Here is a 23,022-nt window from a genome sequence, read left to right as displayed (position 1 = left end):
CAGAACACTCTTCGCAAACCGATGGACGGCACGAGTACGTCGCCGGTCACGGTACTCAAGCGCCTGTGGCCGTACATTCGGCCGCTCATCGGCATCGTGGTGCTCGCCGTGGTGACGATGGGCGTCGTCGCGGCCACGGAAGCCGGGATTCCGGCGCTGCTCAAGCCGCTGCTCGACCACGGTTTCGGCGCGCACGGCAGCGACCGCGCGAAATGGTACGTGCCGATCGCGGTGATCGGCCTCGCGCTCGTGCGCGGCGTATCGCAGTACGCGTCGAACTACCTGCTCAACTACGTTTCGAACCGCATCCTGCTGCAGCTGCGGCTCGAGATGTTCCAGCGGATGCTCCATACGGGCGCGTCGTTCTTCCAGCGCGAAACCGCGAGTACCGTGATCAACGCGATCGTGTTCGAGGTCAACCAGATCCTGTCGGTGCTGACCGGCGTGATGGTCACGCTCGTGCGCGACTCGCTGACGGTGGTGTTCCTGCTCGGCTACCTGTTCTATCTGAACTGGCGGCTCACGCTGATCGTCGCGGTGATCCTGCCGGGCATCGGCTGGCTCGTCAGCAAGATCAACCGTCGCCTGCGGCGCCTGAACCGCGAGCACCAGACGCTGACCAACGAGCTGTCGTACATCGTCGAGGAGACGGTCGGCGGCTACAAGGTCGTCAAGGTGCACAACGGCGAAGCATACGAGATGGACCGCTTCACGACGATGAGCAAGCGCCTGCGCGGCTACGCGATGCGCATGACGATCTCGGGCGGGCTCGCGCAGCCGCTGACGCAATTCCTCGCGTCGATCGCGCTCGCGGTCGTGATCACGATCGCGGTCGTGCAGTCGAGCAACGACCAGACGACGGTCGGCGGCTTCGTCGCGTTCGTCACGTCGATGTTGCTCGTGATTTCGCCGCTCAAGCACCTGATCGACGTGAACCAGCCGCTGCAGCGCGGGATGACGGCCGCCGAGCTGATCTTCGGGCTGATCGACGAGCCGGCCGAGCCGCAGGGCGGCGGCCGTGCGTTGCCGCACGCGCGCGGCGAGATCGAATTCCGCGACGTGACGTTCGATTACGGCGCGGCCGAGCGGCCGACGCTCGACCGCATTTCGTTCAAGGTCGCCCCGGGCGAGATGGTCGCGCTCGCGGGGCCGTCCGGCAGCGGCAAGACGACGCTCGTGAACCTGTTGCCGCGCTTTTTCGACCCGACGGGCGGGGCGATCCTCGTCGACGGCGTGCCGGTGGCCGACTACGACATCCACGCGCTGCGCGGCCAGATGGCGATGGTCAGCCAGGACGTCGTGCTGTTCAACGACACGATCGCCGCGAACGTCGCGTACGGGCAGATGCCCGACCGCGCGCGCGTGCAGGCGGCGCTCGAGGCCGCGAACCTCGCCGACGCGGTCGCTGCGATGCCCGACGGGCTCGACACGCTGGTCGGCGGCAACGGGATGCGTCTGTCGGGCGGCCAGCGGCAGCGGCTCGCGATTGCGCGTGCGATCTACAAGGATGCGCCGATCCTGATCCTCGACGAGGCGACCTCGGCGCTCGATTCGGAATCGGAGCGCCACGTGCAGGCGGCGCTCGAACGGTTGATGGAAGGCCGCACGACGCTCGTGATCGCGCACCGGCTGTCGACCATCGAGCGCGCGGACCGGATCCTCGTGCTCGAGGCCGGCAAGGTCGTCGAGGAGGGCAGCCACGACGAACTGTTGCGCCACGGCGGGCTGTACGCGCACCTGCACCGGATCCAGTACCAGCAGCAGGCCGCGTGACGTCGGTTCACGCGTGTGTGCTAGTCTTCATCGGGCAGGTGCAGTCGTCTCTGGTTCGACGTGACAACTCGGAGGGAAGGACAATGAAGAAGATGCACGGGATGATGCTGGCCGCACTGATCGCCGCGGGTTTCGCAGCGCCGGTCGCGATGGCGCAGGATCACGGCAACTACGACAAGCACGGCGGCCCCGGCATGCAGCATGGCCACGGCCCGCAGCACATGCCGCCCGGCCAGGCGATGCATCGCGACGACGTCCCGCCGCGCTGGGCCGACCAGCCGCACCGCGACTGGCACAAGGGCGACCGTCTTCCCGACGAATTCCGCGATCGCCAGTACGTGGTCGACGACTGGCGCGGCTATCACCTGAGCGCGCCGCCGCGCGGCTATCACTGGGTTGGTGTCGGCGGCGACTATCTGCTCGTGCAGATCGGTTCTGGCATCGTGTTGCGGGTCGGCCCGTAACGCGCCATTCGACCGTTCATCCGGCGGCCGGGCATGCGCTCCGGCCGTCGCGTCATTTGACCGCCGTCCGGCGGAACCAGCGTCGCTCGATTCGCGACATCACCCAGCACACGGCCAGCGCACACACCGTACCGAGCGCGACCTCGCCGAGCCGCATCAGCGGAATGTCCCACAGCGGGCCGTCGCCCGGAAACAGCAGCACGATCGTCGCGGTCACGCCGCCGAGCCGCGCCGCGCTGCCGACGTTCAGGCACCAGCAACTGACGATCGTGACCGCGACCGCAATCGCGTATGCAACCAGACGATCGCCGCCGAGCGCCGCGCCGGCGAAGCCCAGCAAGCCGCCGATCATCGCGCCGACGAACTGGTCGCGCGACAGCGACATCGTGTCCGAGTAGTTGTGCTGCGTGACGGCGATCGCGGTGATGGCCGCCCACACGGCCTGCTCGGTGTGCAGTGCGCGGCCGATCGCATACGCGAGGCACGCGCCGCAGACGGCCTGCACCGCCATCAGCGCGCCTTGCACGAACCGTTCGCTGAACGAGAGCCCCTTGAACAGATCGAAGATCGACTGCTGGATCTGCTGGCGCGCTTCGTTGAGGGTCCTGATCGTATCCATCGTTCGTCGGTCGAGAATCGGTTGTCGGGGCGACAGCGTCAGCGCACCTGTTCGGGAGACGTTGCGGCCGGCTCGCCCGTGGTCGCATCGCCGTTCTCGACGCGCGTTTCCGGCATCACGAGCCAGACCAGCAGCACCGCGAGCGCGCCGGCGCCGGCTAGCCCGAAGAAGCTGGTCGCATTGCCGAAGTGATCGGCGACATAGCCGGCCACGGCCGTGCTGAGCGTTGCGCCGATCCCGGCCGCGAGCCCGAACAGCCCGATGCACAGGTTGTAGCGGCCCTTGCCGCCCGCGACGTCGGCCGCGATCAGCGGCAGCATCACGCCGAACACCGCCGCGCTGATGCCGTCTAGCATCTGCACTGGCACCAGCAGGTACGGGCTGCTCACGCCGGCGAAGAGCAATGCGCGTACCGGCAGCGCCGAGAAGCCGAGCAGCAGGATCGGCCGGCGCCCCCAGCGTTGCGCGGAGCGGCCGACCCAGGGCGACAGCATCGCGACGATCGCCTGCGGCACGATGATGCAGGCGGCGATCACGAGCTGCACGTTCTCGCCCATCCCGGCCGTCACTTCGCCGGCCGCGAGGTTGAGCATTGCCGCGTTCGACAGGTGGAACAGCACCACGCACGCCGCGAAGATCAGCATCCGGCGATCGCGCAGCAGCTCGAGCAGCGTTTCGCGTTGCTCGCCTTCGTCGCGATGGTCGTGATCGTCGGGTTTCGACGACTGCGGGATCACTTCGTGGGTCGGCTGGATCATCGCGAGCGCGAACAGCGCCGGCAACGCGAGCACGGCGGTCAGCCAAAACACCGCGCGCGCGGAGAAATACTCGCCGGTGAGCCCCATCAGACCCGCGGCGACCGCGCTGCCGATCGACGCCCAGCGCGCGTTGCGGCCGAGCCGGTCGCCGAGATCCGCTCGGCCGACCAGCGAGAACGAGATCGCGGCCATCGCCGGCACGAGCATGCAGCTCGCGAAGCCGTGGAACACTTCGGCTGCGATCACCGGCACGATCGTCGGGCTCGACGCGAGCAGCACCGCGGACAGGATGATCGCCGCGATCGCCCACGCGGCCGCGCCTTTCTTGTTTTTCAGCGCATCGACGGCGGCGCCGCCGGGCACCTGGCTGACCATCGCGCTGATCGTGCCGATCGACAGCACCATGCCGATCTCGCCCTGCGTCCACTTGTGCGACGCGAGGTAGGACGCGATGAACGGACCGAACCCGGTTTGAACGTTTGCAACGAAGAAGTTGAGCCAGTCGAGGGACCGCAGACTGCGAACGGTGACGGAATGCTTGATCGTCATCGGGTCGCACTCGCAGACGAAGCCGGCGCCGGGGCAACGGGCGGGAAGACCGCGACGATCGGCTTGTCGGCCGCGTAGGGCGGCGACGCCTTGATCTGTGCGTCGTTCAGGTCGAGCTGCGGATGCAGCGCCTTGTCGCGCGTGACGAAGCGCAGCGCGCCCCAGCTCGCGGCGATCGAGCGGCGGTCGGTATTGACGAGTCCGCCGAGGTCGAGCACGACGGCCTGCGGCTGCGCGGCGCGGTCGATCAGGACGTCGACAACGCGGCCGATCTTCGTGCCGTTCGGTCGCTCGACGTCGCTGTCGAGTATCGGCAGTCGCGTCGCGGGCGACGCCGCGGCCGAACCCGACAGCGGCACGGCCTTGGGCCGCGCGGCAGGGGGCAGGTCGCCCGACGGCACGTCGAGCACGATCGGTTCCTGTTTGCCGCCCGGTGTGAAGCGGAACACATTCCACGGGAAGCTGACCTTGCGATCGCCGACGCCCATGAACCCCTGCAGGTTGACGATCATCTCGCGCGGCTTGCCGCTCGCGTCGGTCACCATGTCGACCGCGCGGCCGATCACTTTACCGTTGCGGCGCGCGACTTCGCTGTCGAGCAGCGCATGGATCTGGGTGCGGTCGAGCGTGCGTGTCGCGACGAGCGGGGCCGGCGGCGGAGGCGGCGGTGTCGGCGTTTCGGGACGCTGCACCGGCTTCGGGCGCGTCACCTCGCGGTGCGGCTTTTTCGGCGCTTCCGGTTCTTCCGGCTGCATGGGCGGCGGCACGGGCGGCATCGTGAGCGGCTCGCCGGCGGCTTCCTCGACGGGCTCGACGAGCGCCTCGCTGATCGGCGCGGGCGGATTCTGCGTTGACAGCAGCCCGCAGCCGGACAGCAGCGCGGCGGCGGCGAGAATCAGCAAGACCGTCGAAGACGGGGACGACATGCGGGATGCGGGAAACGGAGGTCCGCCGCTCATTGACACTCACTCCATGGGTCGGGGGCGCGCACGCAGGCACGCGGCTGGCGATGGATGGCGGGTGCGGGCGGCGCACCACGCGAGGTGAGAGTTTAACGTGTCTTCCTTTCAGGACCGATTTCTGCGGCGTTTTGCAGCAGTGCGGGGAGCGGGATGGCGGGGAGGGCGCCGGGGTGGAAGGGGGCGCGACCGGGAGCGTGACAGGCAACCGGGGCGCCGCGACGGCAGCGGCACCCGACCGTCGACGACGGTACGGGCGCCGCGCGCGGGCGGTCGATGTTCCGTTACTTGACCAGTGCGCCGAGCGTCGTCGTGACTGGCGCGAGCAGGCCGCCGCCCGTTTTCGACAGTGCGCTGGTGCCGCTGCCGCCCGTCAGACTGCCTGCCGGCGTGCTGCCGGTGGCGTTCGTCACGGTGCCGACCGCCGACGTCAGTGTGCCGATCGGGTTGCTGCCGCCGGTCGCACCGCCGAGCGCGCCTGTCGACAGGAGCCCCGTCACCGGCGAGAGCGGGTTCGTCGTGGCCGCGCCGCCGCCGAGCAGCGCCGTGCCCGCGGTCGCCACCGTGTTGCCGGTGGCCGTCACGACATTGCCGACGCCGGTCGTGACCGGATTGTTGCCCGTTTTCGCGATCGTCGTGCCGGCATTCGCGACGCCGTTGCCGACGGTCGTCACGAGGTTCGTTGCCGGCGCGCCGAGCGGCGTGCTTGCCGCGACCGTCTGCGTGACCGAGCCGACCGTCGACGTGATCGGCGTGATCGCCGAGCTGGCCGCGCCGGTGACCTGCGCGACCGGGCCGCTCGACAGTTGCGTGCCGAGCGTCGCGCCGCCGCCTGCGATCGTGTTGCCGAGCGTGGTGACGGCGCCGCCGACCGGCGACGTGACGGGCGCGAGCGGTGCCAGCGCCGAACCGCTCGCGCCGAGGCTCGAGACGGCACCGCCCGTGGCGGCGACCGCATCGCCGAGATTCGTGACCACGCCGCCCGTGCTCGCGACCGTCGCGCCGACCGGATTTGACGATGCGCCCAACTGGCCGAGGCCCGAGCCGATGCCGGTGCCGAGCGTCGAGACCGCTGCGCCCGCATCCTGCACGACCGTGCTGAGCCCTTGCGTTGTCGCTGCGTTCGTGCCGGGCAGCGACTGGGCCGCGATCGTCGTGCCGACGCCCGATACGGCGCCGCCTGCGGCCGTCACGATGTTGCTCGACGCGTCGGCCGTCTGGCCGACGCCGTTGGCCGCCGTGCCGCCGGAACCGCTGCCGGTGCCGCCGGTCGATGCCGTCGTGTCGCCCGATCCCGATCCGGAGCCGCCGGTACCCTGGCTCAGCGTGCCGGAGCCGCCGCAGGCGGACAGCGACATCAGCGCAGCGACGCCGGCCGCGATCATGATAATTCGGAGTCCTGCTTGATTGATGGGCGTGTTCATGTCGTCCTCGTCTCTGTTCCGGAAATGGGGCAGGCGGCCTTCGTGTGCGCCGATGTGTCGTTGCCGTGGAAGTAACGCGTCGGGCGCGTCGTTGTTGTCTCCCTGATTGACCTGTCGCCGTGTCGCGTTTTCGCCTGTACCGGAACCCGGATTGCCTGCAGGGCGAGCGATTTGCATTCTTTCGCCCTGCGTGCGGATCATGCCGTCCTCGCCGGATTCCTTGCGATCAGAGTAGGCGTGCCGACCGGAGACTTCTTTTAACGATCGTTAAATTGAAGTAAGCGTCCGATTCACTGCCGAAATCGGGGTAATCACGGTCGACGCGATGCGAATCGTATGGGTGGCGCGGCGCGCGCGAGTGCCCAGGACGGGCCGGAAGGGTGGGGGCGTGCAGGGGGAGAAGCGGCCGGCCCGCCATCATGGCGGGCCGGCGCGAGTACGGCTCGAGGTGCGCAGAGGCTGGGCGCTCAGGCGTCCGGATACCACGCGTCGCTGAATTCGCTGACCTGGACGTCGGTCAGCTCCGGACGTGCGGCCAGCCATGCGCGCACGTTCTCGCGGTCGGCGTCGGTCGTCGTGCCGCGCGGTGCGCCGGAGATCACGTACGCGCCGATCCCTTCGTCGGCGGACGCGACGGTCAGCAGGCCGTTCGCCTCGACGAAATCGATGAACGCGTCGATCAGCTGGCCGCGTTCGAGGTCGGACAGCTCGTTGCGGTATTGCGCGGTCGCGTTGAACGCGAGTTCCTGGAATTCGGCGATGTGGAGTTTCTTGCGCTGGCGGCGGTTGTGGCGTTGGCTCATGGTGTGTGACGAGTGAATGAGAGGTGGGAAAGGAGAGTGCGGCGGCGGCGGGCACTATTTCGACGTGCCGCGCGGTCCGGGCCGTGTGGCTGAACGCGCGAGCGTCGCGCCGTCGCGATATCGAGCTGTTGCGCGACTGCTCTGGAAACCATTGTCAAACATGGGGTCGATCTGGTTTTCGCGGTGTGGCCTGGCCCGGCGGCTGATTGCACGCATGACCGAATGATACAGGGATGGCGAATCTCTTCGGCTTTGCCAGTATCGGCGGCTATTCGAACGACGACGAGCGCCGTGCAGGATTCGAACGTTCCCGGGCATGTTTTCGCATGAGTATCGTCGTCCGGAACTCGTGCCGCTTACGCTCCGCATGCCGGGGGAAGCGATGCGCATCGGCCGATGGGCTACGGACGCGATCGAACCCGTTGCCCGGGACCAGGCCGCGCATCGGGAATAGCCGCTCGCCGATGCGTGCCGGTTGCGCGAAATTCCCGCCGTACGCGACGGCATTCGCGCAACTGCAGTCGAACGAAACGTTACATCAGCACGATGTCGTACTGTTCCTGACTCAGGTTCGACTCGACCTGCAGCGACACCGGCTTGCCGATGAAGTCGATCAGCATCGCGAGATGCTGCGATTCCTCGTCGAGGAACAGGTCGATCACCTGCTGCGCGGCGATCACGCGGAATTCGCGCGGGTTGAACTGACGCGACTCGCGCAGGATCTCGCGCAGAATGTCGTAGCACACCGTGCGCGAGGTCTTCACCTGGCCCTTGCCCTGGCACGTCGGGCACGGCTCGCACAGCACGTGCGCGAGCGACTCGCGCGTGCGCTTGCGCGTCATCTCGACGAGCCCGAGTTGCGAGAAGCCGTTGACCGTCACGCGCGTACGATCGCGCGACAGCGCCTTCTTCAGCTCGGACAGCACCGCGTCGCGATGCTCGGCGTTCTCCATGTCGATGAAGTCGATGATGATGATCCCGCCGAGGTTGCGCAGCCGCAACTGCCGCGCGATCGTATGCGCGGCTTCGAGGTTGGTCTTGAAGATCGTGTCGTCGAAGTTGCGCGCACCGACGTAGCCGCCGGTGTTCACGTCGATGGTGGTCATCGCTTCGGTCTGGTCGATCATCAGGTAGCCGCCCGACTTCAGGTCGACGCGGCGCGACAGCGCGCGCTGGATCTCCGTCTCGATGTTGTACAGGTCGAACAGCGGCCGCTCGCCGGTGTAGTGGTGCAGCTTCGGGCTCACTGCGGGCGTGAACTCGCCGGCGAATTCCGCGAGACGCTGGTACGTCTCGCGCGAGTCGACCTGGATGCGCGTCGTGTCGTCGTTCGCGAAGTCGCGCAGCACGCGTTGCGCGAGGTCGAGATCCTGGTACAGCAGGCTCGTTGCCGGCAGCCGCTGTGCCTGAGCCACGATCGTCGCCCAGGTCTTGCGCAGGTAGGTGACGTCGCCGGCCAGTTCTTCGGAGGTCGCGTCCTCGGCGATCGTGCGCACGATGTAGCCGCCTTTCTCGTCCGGCGGGATCACGGCGGTCAGGCGCGCACGCACGGCCTCGCGCTCGGCCTCGCTCTCGATCTTCTGCGAGATGCCGATGTGCGGCTCCTGCGGCAGGTAGACGAGCGTTCGGCCCGCGATGCTGACTTGCGTCGACAGCCGCGCGCCCTTCGTGCCGATCGGGTCCTTGATCACCTGGACCATCAGCGTCTGGCCTTCGAACACGGTCTTCTCGATCGGCTGGTGCGGTGCGCCCGACTGCGGCTCGCCCGCGAGGCGCGGATGCCAGATGTCGGCGACGTGCAGGAACGCCGCGCGCTCAAGGCCGATGTCGATGAACGCCGACTGCATGCCGGGCAGCACGCGCACGACCTTGCCGAGATAGATGTTGCCGACCCGTCCGCGCGACAGCGTGCGCTCGACGTGAAGCTCCTGCACCGCGCCTTGCTGCACGAGTGCGACGCGCGTTTCCTGCGGCGTGAGGTTGATCAGGATTTCTTCGTTCATGGTGGGATTCAGAAGGCGACGCGCGCAGCGCGCAGCAGCGCGGCAGTCTCAAAAAGGGGCAGACCCATGATACCCGAATGGGAACCATCGATTCGCTCGATGAATTCGGCCGCGCGCCCCTGGATCGCGTACGCGCCCGCCTTGCCGAACGGCTCGCGGGTTTCGACGTAACGCTCGAATGCGTCGCGCGGCGCGGCGGCGAAGCGCACCGACGAGCGCGACAGCGCGGGCGGCAGCAATTCGCCGTCGGCGCCGATCACGGCGACGGCGGTCAGCACTTCGTGTTCGCGACCGGCGAGCCGGGTCAGCATCGCGAGCGCGTCGTCGGCGTCGGCCGGCTTGCCGAGGATCGCGCCGTCGATCGTCACGGTGGTGTCCGCCACCAGCACGGGCGCGGCGGGCTTGCCGCTCGCGACGAGACGCGCACGCGCGGCTTGCGCCTTCGCGACGGTCACGCGCTGCACGTACGCATCGGCGGCTTCGCCGGGCAGTTCGGCTTCGAGCGCTTCGGCGTCTTCGTCGGGGCGCGGCAGCAGCAGTTCGAAGCGCACGCCGATCTGCAGCAGCAGCTCCTGGCGGCGCGGGCTTTGCGAAGCGAGGTAAAGGGTCGGAAAAAGTCGGGAGGGCGTGCTGGACGGCATGGTGTCGTTATCTCGTTGAGCGCGCGCGGCGCGCGTCACGAGGACGACGCGTCATGCGCGGTGGTAAGGATGATTCTGCGTGATGCTCCACGCCCGGTAAAGCTGTTCGGCGAGCAGCACGCGCACCATTCCGTGGGGCAGCGTCATGCTCGAGATGCGCAGCAGCAGGTCGGCGCGCGCCTTGAGTTCCGGATCGAGGCCGTCGGCGCCGCCGATCACGAACGCGACGTCGCGGCCGTCCTGCTGCCAGCCGGGCAGCGCCTGTGCGAGCTGCATCGTGGTCCAGTCGCGGCCGCGCTCGTCGAGCGCGACGATGCGCGCGCCCTTCGGCAGCGCGGCCTCGATCTTCTGCCGCTCGGCGGCCATCACGCTTTCCGCGCTACGGCCGCCCGAACGCAATTCGGGCTTGATCTCGCGCAGCTCGATGCGCAGCTCGGGCGGCATCCGCTTCGTGTATTCGTCGAAGCCGGAGGCGATCCAGCCGGGCATCTTGTGGCCGACCGCGAGGATGAAAAGTTTCATCGGGACGTCGCGACGCGTCAGCGGCGGCGGGCCGCCGTCTTGCGAGCCGGGCGTGCGGGCGCTTCTTCCTCGTCGTCCTCTTCTTCGCTGGCCGTCGCGAAGCCGTTCGGGCCCTTGCCGCCGCCGAGTTTCATCCGCACCGGCTTGTCGCCCCAGATTTCCTCGAGGTTGTAATACTGGCGCAGGGCCGGCTGCAGGATGTGCACGACCGCGTCGCCGCAGTCGACCAGCACCCATTCGCCGGTGTCTTCGCCCTCGGAGCTGACGATGTCGCCGCCGGCTTCCTTGACCTTGTCGCGCACGCTCGATGCGAGCGCCTTGGTCTGGCGGTTCGACGTGCCCGACGCGACGATCACGCGGTCGAACAGTTCGGTCAGGTGGCTGGTGTTGAACACCTTGATGTCTTGCGCCTTGATGTCTTCGAGAGCGTCGACGATCACGCGCTGCAGTTTGCGGATATCCATGGAATCAGGAATGGTAGAGACGATGTTGAAGAATATAGGCCCAGACGGCGGCCGGCACATGCTCGGCCGACGCATCGGGCATTTGCGCATGACGCGCGATGCATTCGCGCAGGTGCGCACGGATGTCGGTTGCGGCGATATCGAACGCCAGCGTCCTGTCGATCAGCAGATGGCCGCTCGGCGTGGCTTGCAGCACGTCGGCACCGGCCTGCCGCCGCGCGATTTCCTGCGTGACGTCGGGCGGCGCCGCGTCGAGCTCGAAGCCCGGGCGCGTCGACGCGCAGATGTGCGCGTAGTCGAACAGCTTGCGCCAGTCGCGCCACGTGTCGAGGCGTACCAGCTGGTCCGCGCCGATCAGCAGCGACAGCGATGCGTCGGGGCCGATGCGCTCGCGCCAGCGCGCGAGCGTCTCGACCGTATAGGTCGGGCCCTCGTGCTCGATCTCGTCGGTCGCGACGGTGACCGTCACGCCCGGCAGGGCCAGAGCGCCGGCGGCGGCGCGCGTCATCGCGAGCCGATGCTCGGCAGCCGACACGTCGCGCTTCTGGTACGGCTGCCCGGCGGGCAGCAGCGCGAGTTCGGTCAGGCCGAGCACGTCGGCGAAACGGCGCGCGAGTGCGAGGTGGCCGTCGTGGATCGGGTCGAACGTGCCGCCCAGCAGGCCGATACGACGTAACAGCGGGCGCGGCAGCGGGGCGGGGCGGGCGGTGGTGTCCAGAAAAACGTGTCCTGTTCTTGAGACGGCGGTGCGCGGCGGGCTCAGACCCAGTCGCGCGGCACGAGGAAGTCGGTCAGGCGCGCTTCCGGCGAGCCCGGCTCGGGCTGCCAGTTGTAGCGCCAGTTTGCGACCGGCGGCATCGACATCAGGATCGACTCGGTCCGGCCGCCGCTTTGCAGGCCGAACAGCGTGCCGCGGTCGAATACCAGGTTGAATTCGACGTAGCGGCCGCGCCGGTAAGTCTGGAAGTCGCGTTCGCGCTCGCCGTACGGCAGCGCGACACGGCGCTCGACGATCGGCAGGTACGCGTTCAGGAACGCGTCGCCGACGCTTTGCATCATCTCAAACGAGCGTTCGAAACCGGGCTCGGAGAAATCGTCGAAGAAGATCCCGCCGATGCCGCGCGTCTCGTTGCGGTGCTTCAGGAAGAAATACTCGTCGCACCACGTCTTGAAACGTGGGTAGAGCTCGGCGCCGAACGGCTCGAGCGCGTCCTTGCAGGTCTGGTGGAAATGCCGCGCGTCGTCCTCGAACGGATAAACCGGTGTCAGATCCATTCCTCCGCCGAACCAGAAGATCGGCGCTTCGCCCGGCTTCGTCGCGATCAGCATCCGCACGTTCATGTGCACGGTCGGGCAGTACGGATTGCGCGGGTGCAGCACGAGCGACACGCCGAGCGCCTCGAAGCCGCGGCCCGCGAGCTGCGGGCGTGCCGCGCTCGCCGACGGCGGCAGCGCATCGCCCGCGACGTCGGAAAAGCCGATCCCCGCCCGCTCGAACACGCGTCCGCCTTCGAGAATCCGTGTGCAGCCGCCGCCGCGCAGGCGCTCTTCGGGCCCGCGCTGCCATGCATCGGTCGCCAGCGGCGTGCCGTCGAGCGCGCCGAGCGCGTCGGCGATGCGTGTCTGCAGGTCCTGGAGGTACGTGCGCACGCGTGCCACGTCGTAGGTCGAATCGGTCATGTCTGGACTGGGTGCCCCCGCGCGAAGCGGGGGCCGTAAAAAAGGCATCCGCCGGGCATTCTATCGAACCCGGCAGAGCAGGCCGCCGCCTGCGCAGGCAGGGCGGCGGTCAGGGCAGCGACCGGGGCCTCAGGCGCTCTTGCGGTTCAGTGCGCGGAAGCCGATGTCGCGGCGGTACTGCATGCCTTCGAAGTTGATCTGGTTGATCGTGTCGTACGCATGCTGCTGCGCTTCGCGCACCGAATCGGCGAGGCCGACCACGCACAGCACACGGCCGCCCGAGGTGACCAGCTTGTCGCCGTCGGCGAGCGTCGTGCCCGCATGGAACGTCACCGCCTGCTCGGTCTCGGCCGGGATCCCGTTGATGCGGTCGCCCTTGCGCGGCGCGTCCGGATAGCCGTGCGCGGCCAGCACGACGCCGAGCGCGGTGCGGCGGTCCCAGTCGAGCTCGACCGTGTCGAGCGTGCCCGCGATCGCCTGTTCGACGACCTTCGAGAAATCGCTCTTCAGGCGCGCCATGATCGGTTGCGTCTCGGGGTCGCCCATCCGGCAGTTGAACTCCAGCGTGCGCGGATTGCCTTCCTTGTCGATCATCAGGCCGGCGTACAGGAAGCCGGTGAAGCGGATGCCATCCTTCTCCATCCCGCGTACCGTCGGCATGATGATTTCGCGCATCACGCGTGCGTGCATCTGCGGCGTGACGATCGGCGCGGGCGAGTAGGCGCCCATGCCGCCCGTGTTCGGGCCGCGGTCCTCGTCGAGCAGGCGCTTGTGGTCCTGGCTCGAAGCCAGCGCCAGCGCGTGCTTGCCGTCGACCATCACGATGAAGCTCGCTTCCTCGCCGTCGAGGAATTCCTCGATCACGACACGCGCGCCGGCGTCGCCGAGCTTGTTGCCCGACAGCATCATGTCGACCGCGGCATGCGCCTCTTCCAGCGTCATCGCGACGACGACGCCCTTGCCGGCCGCGAGGCCGTCGGCTTTCACGACGATCGGCGCGCCCTTCGCGTCGATGTACGCGTGTGCCGCGGCCGCATCGGAGAAGGTTTCGTAGTCGGCGGTCGGAATGCCGTGGCGCTTCATGAACGCCTTCGCGAAATCCTTCGAGCTTTCAAGCTGCGCGGCTTCGCGGGTCGGGCCGAACACCTTCAGGCCGCGCGCGCGGAACAGGTTGACGATGCCGGCCGCGAGCGGCGCTTCCGGCCCGACGAGCGTGAATGCGACGCCTTCGCTTTCCGCGAAATCGGCGAGCGCGTCGAGCGACGTGATGTCGACGTTCTTCAGACGCTCGTCCTGCGCCGTGCCGCCATTGCCCGGCGCGACGTAGACCATCTGGACGCGCGGCGACTGCGCGAGCTTCCACGCCAGCGCATGTTCGCGGCCGCCGGAACCGACGACGAGTAGTTTCATGGGATTCCCCGCAGACTAGAAAACAGGGCGGCCGGCACGCTCAGGCGCGCCGGCCGCGAATTCGGTCGGGCCGCCGTCGCAACGCTGCGCACGGCGGCCCGCATGTCATTCCTCGACGATGACGGCGTTCGTATACACCTCCTGCACGTCGTCGAGGTTCTCGAGCGCGTCCAGGAGCTTCTGCATCTTCGCCGCATCGTCGCCGGTGAATTCGACTTCGTTCTGCGGCTTCATCGTCACTTCGGCGAGTTCGGCCTTGAAGCCCGCGGCTTCGAGCGCGTCCTTCACTGCCGAGAAGGCCTGCCAGTCGCACAGCACTTCGATCGAGCCGTCGTCGTTCGTGCTGACGTCGTCCGCGCCGGCTTCGAGCGCGGCTTCCATCAGCGCGTCTTCCGACGTGCCGGGCGCGAACAGGAACTGGCCGACGTGATCGAACATGAACGCGACCGAACCGTCGGTGCCCATGTTGCCGCCGAACTTCGAGAACGCGTGACGGACTTCGGCGACCGTGCGCGTGCGGTTGTCGGTCAGCGTGTCGACGATGATCGCCGCGCCGCTGATGCCGTAGCCTTCGTAACGGATTTCTTCGTAGTTCGCGCCGTCCGCGCCGCCGACGCCGCGATCGATTGCGCGCTTGACGTTGTCCTTCGGCATGTTGGCGTCGGCTGCCTTGTCGACTGCCAGGCGCAGGCGCGGGTTCGAGCTCGCGTCGCCGCCGCCGAGGCGGGCCGCGACCTGGATTTCCTTGATCAGACGGGTCCAGATCTTGCCGCGCTTCGCGTCAGCCGCTGCCTTCTTGTGCTTGATGTTGGCCCATTTCGAATGACCAGCCATACCTTTCTCCGTGCCCGGGCGCGCTGCGCGGGCGATTGTGCCAATGTGTCGTTGAATCGGCGGCCGGGTTGGCGGGCGTGATGCCGCGGGGCCGCGCGTGTCGAGTGGAACAGGATTTTATCACGCGGCGACCGTCGCTTCGGGGCCGCCGCGCATGGCCGAACGGCCGGGCGGCCGTCGCGGCTTGCCGGGCCCGTACGGCCCGGCCGTGCCGGTGCGTCAGTTCTTGGTGCCGAACAGGCGGTCGCCCGCGTCGCCCAGGCCCGGCACGATGTACGCGTGCTCGTTCAGGTGCGAGTCGAGCGACGCGACGAACAGCTTCACGTCCGGGTGCGCGTCCTGGAACACCTGCACGCCTTCGGGCGCGGCGACCAGCGCGACGAACATGATGTTCGCGGCCGGCACGTTGCGGCGCTTGAGCACGTCGACCGCGTGCACGGCCGAATAGCCGGTCGCGACCATCGGATCGCACAGGATGAAGATGCGATCCTCGAGATCGGGCAGGCGCACCAGGTATTCGACCGGGCGGTGGTCGTCGGCGCGGTATACGCCGATGTGGCCGACGCGTGCGGACGGCACCAGGTCGAGCAGGCCGTCCGACATCCCGATGCCGGCGCGCAGCACGGGCACGATCGCGAGCTTCTTGCCCGCGATCACCGGCGCGTCGACCGCCACTAGCGGGGTTTCGACCCGTTTGGTCGTGATCGGCAGGTTGCGGGTGATCTCGTAGCCCATCAGCAGCGTGATCTCGCGCAGCAACTCGCGGAACGTGCGCGTCGACGTGTCCTTGTCGCGCATGTGCGTGAGCTTGTGCTGGATCAGCGGGTGATCGGTGATGAAGAGATTCGGGAAACGGCTGTCCTGTTTCATGACGGGGTGCCTTGGCGGCAAAAGGGGATCGGGGAGCGGCGACGGGCGCGGGGCCGCCTGCCGCTTATGGCCGCAATTTTACCAAGGCGCGCCGCGCGATCCGGATATTATCGACGTCTCACGACAATCCGCGCGCCGCGCATGCCCGTTGCCGCCCGTCCGGCGGCACGGTCGGGCCGCGCCGGCGCGCGTCGCCATAAAGGAATCGACGATGGATCTCGGCATCGAAGGAAAGACCGCGCTCGTGTGCGCGGCGAGTAAGGGACTCGGGCGCGGCTGTGCGGAGGCGCTGGCCGCCGAGGGCGTGAATATCGTGATCGTCGCGCGCACGCGCGATACGCTCGAGGAAACCGCCGAGGAGATCCGCGCCGAGTCGAACGTGTCGGTTGCCGCGGTCGCATGCGACATCACGACGCCGGAAGGGCGGGCGGCCGCGCTCGCCGCGTGCCCGCAGCCCGACATTCTCGTGACGAATGCCGGCGGCCCGCCGCCCGGCGACTTCCGCGATTTCTCGCACGACGACTGGATCCGCGCGCTCGAGGCGAACATGCTCACGCCGATCGAGCTGATCCGCGCGACCGTCGACGGGATGACCGCGCGCGGCTTCGGGCGGATCGTCAACATCACGAGTTCGGCCGTGAAGGCGCCGATCGACGTGCTCGCGCTGTCGAACGGCGCGCGCTCGGGGCTGACCGGCTTCGTCGCCGGGCTGTCGCGCAAGGTGGCCGGGCAGGGCGTGACGATCAACAACCTGCTGCCGGGGCTGTTCGACACCGACCGGATCGCGACGACGCTCGCGTCGTCGGCGAAAGCACAGGGCGTGACGGTGGATGAAATGCGCGCGCGGCGCGCGAAGGAGATCCCGGTCGGGCGCCTCGGCACGCGCGCCGAATTCGGCGCGGCGTGCGCGTTCCTCTGCAGCGTGCATGCCGGCTACATCACCGGGCAGAACTGGCTGCTCGACGGCGGCGCGTATCCGGGCACGTTCTGACGCGCGCGCCCGCCATTTACCCCACGACATCAATCGAAACACGAAGGAACCGGAGATGAGCAAACCCCGCATCGCATTGATTGCGCACGACGCGAAGAAGGACGAGATCGTCGCACTCGCAGGCCAGTATCGCTCGACGCTCGCGCAATGCCGGCTGGTCGCGACGGGCACGACCGGCGGGCGCATCGCCGCCGCGCACGGGCTCGAGGTCGAGCGTAAGCTGTCGGGGCCGCTCGGCGGCGACTTGCAGATCGGTGCGGAACTGGCCGACGGCCGCGTCGACATCGTCGTGTTCCTGCGCGACCCGATGACGGCGCAGCCGCACGATCCGGACATCACCGCACTGGTGCGCGCATGCGACGTGCACGACGTGCCGGTGGCAACCAACGTGGCGACCGCGCGGATGCTGCTCGACGATCTGGCGCGGAACATGCAGGACGTCTGCTAGGCGCGGTGTTCTGGAGCGCTTCGCTTTAACGGCCGTATTCTGTCGGAAAGGATTCCGTATCCGATCGGCGGATTGCGCCGGGTGCGCGGCGAGAAATGACGGATCGGCTGGTTCGGCCATCGCGGAGAGCGCGGCATGACGTAAAACGGGACAAAGTGTGCCGAACATCATTGACGCCAGCCGGCTGGGGAACGAACGGCAGCGATCGGTCTCATACCACGCCGTCCCTCGCACGCTGGGTTCATGCAATCCGTTTTCAGCGAAAACCCTACCGATGTAAAGGGATTGCATCGACGCACTGCACGACCGCGCACGACGCGCGAGAATCGTCCGCTGCGGCCCGCGTCCACACGCATCGCCGCAGCGGTAATGTCGATGCATTCGCCGAACCGGATTTCCAGATTCCAGACAGAAGAGGAGCAAACGATGCCGAAAGCAATCCGATACGACCAGCCGGGCGGCCCGGACGTGATGAAGTGGGTCGATGTCGAGGTCGGCGCGCCGAAGGCGGGCGAAGTCCGCATCCGGCAACACGCGGTCGGGCTCAACTACATCGACGTGTATTTCCGCACGGGCCTGTATCCGCAGCCGCTGCCGGGCGGCCTCGGGATGGAGGCGGCGGGCGAGGTGACGGCCGTCGGCGACGGCGTGACCGCGTTCAAGACCGGCGACCGCGTCGCCTATGTCGGCCAGCCGCCCGGCGCATACGCGCAGGAGCGCGTGATGCCGGCCGAGCGCGTCGTGAAGCTGCCGGACGGCATCGGCTACGACGACGCGGCGTCGGTGATGCTGCAAGGCCTCACCGCGCATTACCTCCTGCGCCGCACGTACCCGGTGAAGGTCGGCGACACGATCCTGATCCACGCGGCGGCCGGCGGTGTCGGGCTGCTCGTGTGCCAGTGGGCGAAGGCGCTCGGCGCGACCGTGATCGGTACCGTCGGCTCCGACGAAAAGGCCGAACTCGCGAAGACGCACGGCTGCGACCACCCGATCGTCTACACGCGCGAGAACTTCACGCAGCGCGTGAAGGAAATCACGAACGGTGCGGGCGTGCCGGTCGTCTATGATTCGATCGGCAAGGACACCTACATCGGTTCGCTCGACAGCCTCGCGCCGCTCGGCTACTTCGTCAGCTTCGGCAACGCGTCGGGTCCGCTGCCGCCGATCGACTCGAAGGAATTCTCGTCGCGCGGCTCGCTGTTCTTCACGCGTCCGACGCTGTTCTCGTACATCGCGAAGCGCGCCGATCTCGAAGCCGCGGCCGCCGAGCTGTTCGACGTGATCCTGTCGGGCAAGGTGAAGACGAGCATCAACCAGCGCTATCCGCTCGCGGAAGTCGGCCGCGCGCATACCGATCTCGAAGCGCGCAAGACCACCGGCTCGACGATCCTCGTTCCCTGACGCATCCCATTCGTGCCGGCGCCACGCCGGCACGTCCCGTTGCGGGCGGCGCCGGCGTGCCGCCCGTCTTGTCTCCCGACCCGCCCGAAGTCCCGCCGCACGTTCGGCGCGTCGTTTTCCGCCGCACGCGTTTACGCGTTTTTTACACCCGCCCCGACAGCTTTGACCCGCCCTTTACACGCGTTCCCATAAGGTTCTAGTTGTCTGATTTCGACGACGGAGAACACAAAAATGGATGGGGTTTTCATCGGCGCACTGGTGCTCTTCACCGCGCTGATCCTCGGTTTGCTTGCCGGTTGCGAGAAGCTTGCGCAATACGGCCGCGGGGGACGCGCATGACCTGGATGCTTTGGCTGGCGGGCGCCTCGACGGCCCTGCTGTTCGCGTATCTCGTCTTTGCGCTGTTGCGCGCGGAGGACATCGAATGAACGCGAACAATCTGTTGCAGACGCTGCTGTTCATCGTCGTGCTGCTTGCGGCCGCCGTGCCGTGCGCGCGCTACCTGACGAACGTGATGGACGGCAGCTCGCGCGTGGTGCGCGTGTTCGGGCCGCTCGAGCGCGCGCTGTACCGCATCGCCGGCGTCGATGCCGGCACCGAAATGAACTGGAAGCAGTACGCGATCGCGACGATCGCATTCAACGCGCTCGGCGCGCTGTTCCTGTACGGCCTGCTGCGCCTGCAGGGCTTGCTGCCGGGGAATCCGCAGCAATTCGGTGCGATGACGGCCGACGGCGCGTTCAACACGGCGGTGAGCTTCGTCACCAACACGAACTGGCAGGACTACACGCCCGAACAGACGGTCAGCTATCTGACGCAGATGCTCGGCCTGACCGTGCAGAACTTCCTGTCGGCGGCCACCGGCGTCGTCGTCGTGATCGCGCTGATTCGTGGCTTCGCGCGCCACACCGCGCAGACGATCGGCAACTTCTGGGTCGACCTCACACGCGTGACAATGTACGTGCTCGTGCCGATGGCGGTGGTGATCGCCGCGCTGCTGATGAGCCAGGGCGTGATCCAGAACATGAAGGCGTACCAGGACGTGCCGGTGCTGCAGTCGAGCACCTACGCGGCGCCGAAGCTCGACGCGCAGGGCAACCCGGTAAAGGACGACAAGGGCAACCCGGTGACGGTGCCGACTCCGCTCACGAAGCAGACGCTCGCGATGGGGCCGGTGGCATCCCAGGAAGCGATCAAGATGCTCGGCACCAACGGCGGCGGCTTTTTCAACGCGAACTCCGCGCATCCGTACGAGAACCCGACGCCGTTCTCGAACTTCATCCAGATCTTCGCGATCCTGATCATCCCGGCCTCGCTGTGCCTGGTGTTCGGCCGAATGATCGGCGACCGCCGGCAGGGCGTCGCGGTGCTCGCGGCGATGACGGTCGCGTTCGCGGTCGCGATCGGCGTCGAGGTGAGCGCCGAGCAGGCCGGCAACCCGACGTTCGCCGCGCTGCACGTCGACCAGTCGGCGAGCGCGCTGCAGCCGGGCGGCAACATGGAAGGCAAGGAAACGCGCTTCGGGATCGCGCAGACCGGCATCTTCACGGTCGCGACCACGGCCGCGTCGTGCGGCGCGGTCGACACGATGCACGATTCGCTGACCCCGCTCGGCGGCCTCGTGCCGATGCTGCTGATGCAGCTTGGCGAGGTGATCTTCGGCGGCGTCGGCTCCGGCCTTTACGGGATGCTCGTGTTCGCACTGCTCGCGGTGTTCGTCGCGGGCCTGATGATCGGCCGCACGCCCGAATACGTCGGCAAGAAGATCGAGTCGTACGAGATGAAGATGGTGTCCATCGTCGTCCTGCTCACGCCGTTGCTCGTGCTGGTCGGCACGTCGATCGCGGTGCTCGCCGATGCGGGCCGTGCCGGCATCGCGAACCCGGGCCCGCACGGCTTCTCGGAAATCCTGTACGCGTTCAGCTCGGCCGCGAACAACAACGGCAGCGCGTTCGCGGGCCTGACGGTCGGCACGCCGTTCTACAACTCGATGACCGCGATCGCGATGTGGTTCGGTCGTTTCGGCACGATCGTGCCGGTGCTGGCGATCGCCGGCTCGCTCGCCGCGAAAAAGCGCATCGCCGCGACGAGCGGCACGCTGCCGACGCACGGTCCGCTGTTCGTCGTGCTGCTGCTCGGCACCGTGATGCTGGTGGGCGCGCTGACCTACGTGCCGGCGCTGGCGCTCGGCCCCGGCGTCGAGCATCTGATGATGTGGCTGGGCGCGTGAACGCGCGCCCGCATGGCGACACCTTGAAAAAGACTGAAGAGATTGAAGAGATCGCAATGACTCAACATTCCGCAACACGGTCCATGTTCGATCCGGCGCTGCTGCGTCCGGCGATCGTGGATTCGTTCAAGAAACTCACGCCGCGCACGCAGTTCCGCAACCCCGTGATGTTCTGCGTGTACGTGGGCAGCATCCTCACCACGATCCTGTGGATTGCGGCACTCGTTGGCCAGGCCGAGGCGCCCGCGGGTTTCATCCTCGCCATCGCGCTGTGGCTGTGGTTCACGGTGCTGTTCGCGAACTTCGCCGAAGCGCTCGCGGAAGGACGCTCGAAGGCGCAGGCCGCATCGCTGCGCAGCGCGAAGAAGGACGTGATGGCGAAGAAGCTCAACGAGCCGCATCCGAAGTCGCCGATCCGCATCATGACCGCGTCCGACCTGCGCAAGGGGGATGTCGTGCTGGTCGAGGCCGGCGACGTGATCCCGGCCGACGGCGAAGTCGTCGACGGTGTCGCATCGGTCGACGAGTCGGCAATCACGGGCGAATCCGCGCCGGTGATCCGCGAATCGGGCGGCGACTTCTCGTCGGTGACGGGCGGCACGCGCGTGCTGTCCGACTGGATCGTCGTGAAAGTCACCGCCAACCCCGGCGAGGCGTTCCTCGACCGGATGATCGCGATGGTCGAAGGCGCGAAGCGCAAGAAGACGCCGAACGAAATCGCGCTGACGATCCTGCTGGTCGCGCTGACGATCGTGATGCTGCTCGCGACCGCCACGCTGCTGCCGTTCTCGATGTTCTCGGTCGAGGCGATGAAGGCCGGCCACGTGGTGACGATCACGGCGCTCGTCGCGCTGCTCGTATGCCTGATCCCGACGACGATCGGCGGTCTGCTGTCGGCGATCGGCGTGGCGGGGATGAGCCGGATGATGCAGGCGAACGTGATCGCGACGTCGGGCCGCGCGGTGGAAGCGGCGGGCGACGTCGACGTGCTGCTGCTCGACAAGACCGGCACGATCACGCTCGGCAACCGCCAGGCGTCGGCGTTCGTGCCCGCGCCGGGCGTGACCGAGGAAGCGCTGGCCGATGCCGCGCAACTGTCGTCGCTCGCCGACGAAACACCGGAAGGCCGCAGCATCGTGGTGCTGGCCAAGGAACGTTTCAATATTCGCCAGCGCGACATGGCGCAACTGCACGCGACGTTCCTCGGCTTTTCCGCGCAGACGCGGATGAGCGGCGTCGATCTGTCCCCCAAGGGGACTTCCTCCGGGGCGCCGGAGCGCGAGATCCGCAAGGGCGCGGCCGATGCGATCCGCCGCTATGTCGAGACGCACGGCAGCCGCTTCCCGGAAGAGGTGCGTCGCGCGGTCGACGAGGTCGCGCGGCGCGGCAGCACGCCGCTCGTCGTGGCCGACCTGCATGACGGCGCGGCACGCGTGCTCGGCGTGATCGAGCTGAAGGACATCGTGAAGGGCGGCATCAAAGAGCGCTTCGCGGAGCTGCGCAAGATGGGCATCAAGACCGTGATGGTGACGGGCGACAACCGGCTGACGGCCGCGGCGATCGCGGCGGAAGCGGGCGTCGACGATTTCCTCGCGGAAGCGACGCCGGAAACCAAGCTCGCGACGATCCGCGAGCACCAGGCGGCCGGCCGGCTCGTCGCGATGACGGGCGACGGCACCAACGACGCGCCGGCGCTCGCGCAGGCCGACGTGGCGGTCGCGATGAATACCGGCACGCAGGCGGCGAAGGAAGCCGGCAACATGGTCGACCTCGACTCGAATCCGACCAAGCTGATCGAGATCGTCGAGATCGGCAAGCAGATGCTGATGACGCGCGGCTCGCTGACGACCTTCTCGATCGCGAACGACATCGCGAAGTACTTCGCGATCATCCCGGCCGCGTTCGTGACGACATACCCGCAGTTGCGCGTGCTCGACATCATGCACCTCACGTCGCCGGCGTCGGCGATCCTGTCGGCGGTGATCTTCAACGCGCTGATCATCGTCGCACTGATCCCGCTCGCGCTGAAGGGCGTCACGTACCGGCCGCTCGGCGCCGCTTCGCTGTTGCGCCGCAACCTGCTGGTGTACGGCCTGGGTGGCGTGCTGTTGCCGTTCCCGTTCATCAAGCTGATCGACATGACGCTCGCGGCGCTCGGCTGGGCCTGATGCGCCGCATT

22 protein-coding genes are annotated in these 23,022 nt (G+C 67.8%); 8 read left to right on the top strand and 14 right to left on the bottom strand.

Annotation, left to right across the window (positions count from 1 at the left end):
* The first annotated feature begins 21 nt into the window (after positions 1–21).
* Together msbA and DIE13_RS13145 are read left to right on the top strand one after the other, a co-directional pair.
* Positions 22–1,773: a lipid A export permease/ATP-binding protein MsbA gene (gene msbA / locus DIE13_RS13150; RefSeq protein WP_233409916.1), complete on the top strand. Its 1,752-nt coding sequence runs from the start codon at positions 22–24 to the stop codon at positions 1,771–1,773.
* A gap of 83 nt (positions 1,774–1,856) precedes the next feature.
* A complete protein-coding gene (locus DIE13_RS13145; protein WP_124827613.1) occupies positions 1,857–2,237 on the top strand; it encodes an RcnB family protein in 381 nt (126 codons plus the stop codon).
* A gap of 52 nt (positions 2,238–2,289) precedes the next feature.
* Here the strand turns inward: DIE13_RS13145 and DIE13_RS13140 are convergent, their stop codons facing one another.
* The 14 genes from DIE13_RS13140 to upp form a co-directional block, all read right to left on the bottom strand.
* Positions 2,290–2,856 (bottom strand): aromatic acid exporter family protein, encoded by a 567-nt coding sequence (locus DIE13_RS13140; RefSeq protein WP_124827612.1) that lies wholly within the window; start codon positions 2,854–2,856, stop codon positions 2,290–2,292.
* 38 nt (positions 2,857–2,894) lie between these two features.
* Positions 2,895–4,163, bottom strand: coding sequence for an MFS transporter (locus DIE13_RS13135; protein WP_124827611.1), 1,269 nt, complete (start codon positions 4,161–4,163; stop codon positions 2,895–2,897).
* On the bottom strand, positions 4,160–5,122 hold the full coding sequence (locus tag DIE13_RS13130; protein WP_124827610.1) for a PRC-barrel domain-containing protein: 963 nt from the start codon (positions 5,120–5,122) through the stop codon (positions 4,160–4,162). Before DIE13_RS13130 ends, DIE13_RS13135 begins: the two co-directional genes overlap by 4 nt.
* A gap of 284 nt (positions 5,123–5,406) precedes the next feature.
* Entirely contained in the window at positions 5,407–6,546 is a 1,140-nt protein-coding gene (locus tag DIE13_RS13125; protein WP_124827609.1) for a collagen-like triple helix repeat-containing protein, read from the bottom strand.
* 467 nt (positions 6,547–7,013) lie between these two features.
* Positions 7,014–7,349 carry a YggL family protein gene (locus tag DIE13_RS13120; RefSeq protein WP_124827608.1) on the bottom strand — a complete coding sequence of 112 codons (336 nt, stop codon included), beginning with the start codon at positions 7,347–7,349 and terminating at the stop codon, positions 7,014–7,016.
* Between the two features lie 533 nt (positions 7,350–7,882).
* Positions 7,883–9,352 (bottom strand): ribonuclease G, encoded by a 1,470-nt coding sequence (gene rng / locus DIE13_RS13115; protein ID WP_124827607.1) that lies wholly within the window; start codon positions 9,350–9,352, stop codon positions 7,883–7,885.
* 8 nt (positions 9,353–9,360) lie between these two features.
* Positions 9,361–9,993 carry a nucleoside triphosphate pyrophosphatase gene (locus tag DIE13_RS13110; RefSeq protein ID WP_124827606.1) on the bottom strand — a complete coding sequence of 211 codons (633 nt, stop codon included), beginning with the start codon at positions 9,991–9,993 and terminating at the stop codon, positions 9,361–9,363.
* 51 nt (positions 9,994–10,044) lie between these two features.
* On the bottom strand, positions 10,045–10,515 hold the full coding sequence (gene rlmH, locus DIE13_RS13105; RefSeq protein ID WP_044844705.1) for a 23S rRNA (pseudouridine(1915)-N(3))-methyltransferase RlmH: 471 nt from the start codon (positions 10,513–10,515) through the stop codon (positions 10,045–10,047).
* Positions 10,516–10,532: 17 nt separating this feature from the next.
* The gene (rsfS, locus tag DIE13_RS13100; RefSeq protein WP_124827605.1) at positions 10,533–10,979 is read right to left on the bottom strand and encodes a ribosome silencing factor; all 447 of its coding nucleotides are present in this window, start codon (positions 10,977–10,979) and stop codon (positions 10,533–10,535) included.
* A 4-nt stretch (positions 10,980–10,983) separates the two neighbouring features.
* Positions 10,984–11,742, bottom strand: a complete 759-nt coding sequence (locus tag DIE13_RS13095; RefSeq protein WP_390679664.1) for a nicotinate-nucleotide adenylyltransferase — start codon at positions 11,740–11,742, stop codon at positions 10,984–10,986.
* Positions 11,739–12,659 carry an oxygen-dependent coproporphyrinogen oxidase gene (hemF, locus tag DIE13_RS13090; protein WP_124827603.1) on the bottom strand — a complete coding sequence of 307 codons (921 nt, stop codon included), beginning with the start codon at positions 12,657–12,659 and terminating at the stop codon, positions 11,739–11,741. The genes DIE13_RS13095 and hemF overlap by 4 nt, the downstream gene beginning before the upstream one ends.
* A 129-nt stretch (positions 12,660–12,788) precedes the next feature.
* A complete protein-coding gene (gene purD, locus DIE13_RS13085) occupies positions 12,789–14,069 on the bottom strand; it encodes a phosphoribosylamine--glycine ligase (protein ID WP_124827602.1) in 1,281 nt (426 codons plus the stop codon).
* A 105-nt stretch (positions 14,070–14,174) separates the two neighbouring features.
* On the bottom strand, positions 14,175–14,903 hold the full coding sequence (locus DIE13_RS13080) for a YebC/PmpR family DNA-binding transcriptional regulator (protein WP_044844700.1): 729 nt from the start codon (positions 14,901–14,903) through the stop codon (positions 14,175–14,177).
* A gap of 219 nt (positions 14,904–15,122) precedes the next feature.
* A complete protein-coding gene (upp, locus tag DIE13_RS13075; RefSeq protein WP_006481871.1) occupies positions 15,123–15,773 on the bottom strand; it encodes a uracil phosphoribosyltransferase in 651 nt (216 codons plus the stop codon).
* A gap of 211 nt (positions 15,774–15,984) precedes the next feature.
* Between upp and DIE13_RS13070 the strand changes: the two genes are divergently transcribed.
* The 6 genes from DIE13_RS13070 (at position 15,985) to kdpB (ending at position 23,011) form a co-directional block, all read left to right on the top strand.
* Positions 15,985–16,764, top strand: a complete 780-nt coding sequence (locus tag DIE13_RS13070) for an SDR family oxidoreductase (protein WP_124827601.1) — start codon at positions 15,985–15,987, stop codon at positions 16,762–16,764.
* Between the two features lie 55 nt (positions 16,765–16,819).
* Positions 16,820–17,212, top strand: a complete 393-nt coding sequence (locus DIE13_RS13065; RefSeq protein WP_124827600.1) for a methylglyoxal synthase — start codon at positions 16,820–16,822, stop codon at positions 17,210–17,212.
* Between the two features lie 426 nt (positions 17,213–17,638).
* Positions 17,639–18,613, top strand: a complete 975-nt coding sequence (locus tag DIE13_RS13060; RefSeq protein ID WP_124827599.1) for a quinone oxidoreductase family protein — start codon at positions 17,639–17,641, stop codon at positions 18,611–18,613.
* 335 nt (positions 18,614–18,948) lie between these two features.
* The gene (gene kdpF / locus DIE13_RS13055; protein WP_006752209.1) at positions 18,949–19,041 is read left to right on the top strand and encodes a K(+)-transporting ATPase subunit F; all 93 of its coding nucleotides are present in this window, start codon (positions 18,949–18,951) and stop codon (positions 19,039–19,041) included.
* On the top strand, positions 19,038–20,843 hold the full coding sequence (gene kdpA, locus DIE13_RS13050) for a potassium-transporting ATPase subunit KdpA (RefSeq protein WP_124827598.1): 1,806 nt from the start codon (positions 19,038–19,040) through the stop codon (positions 20,841–20,843). The genes kdpF and kdpA overlap by 4 nt, the downstream gene beginning before the upstream one ends.
* 56 nt (positions 20,844–20,899) lie before the next feature.
* Positions 20,900–23,011 (top strand): potassium-transporting ATPase subunit KdpB, encoded by a 2,112-nt coding sequence (kdpB, locus tag DIE13_RS13045; protein WP_124827597.1) that lies wholly within the window; start codon positions 20,900–20,902, stop codon positions 23,009–23,011.
* Positions 23,012–23,022: the final 11 nt, after the last annotated feature.

This window comes from Burkholderia sp. Bp9016, from assembly GCF_003857765.1.
Lineage (GTDB): Bacteria > Pseudomonadota > Gammaproteobacteria > Burkholderiales > Burkholderiaceae > Burkholderia.
This window is presented reverse-complemented; position numbering and strand designations above follow the sequence as displayed.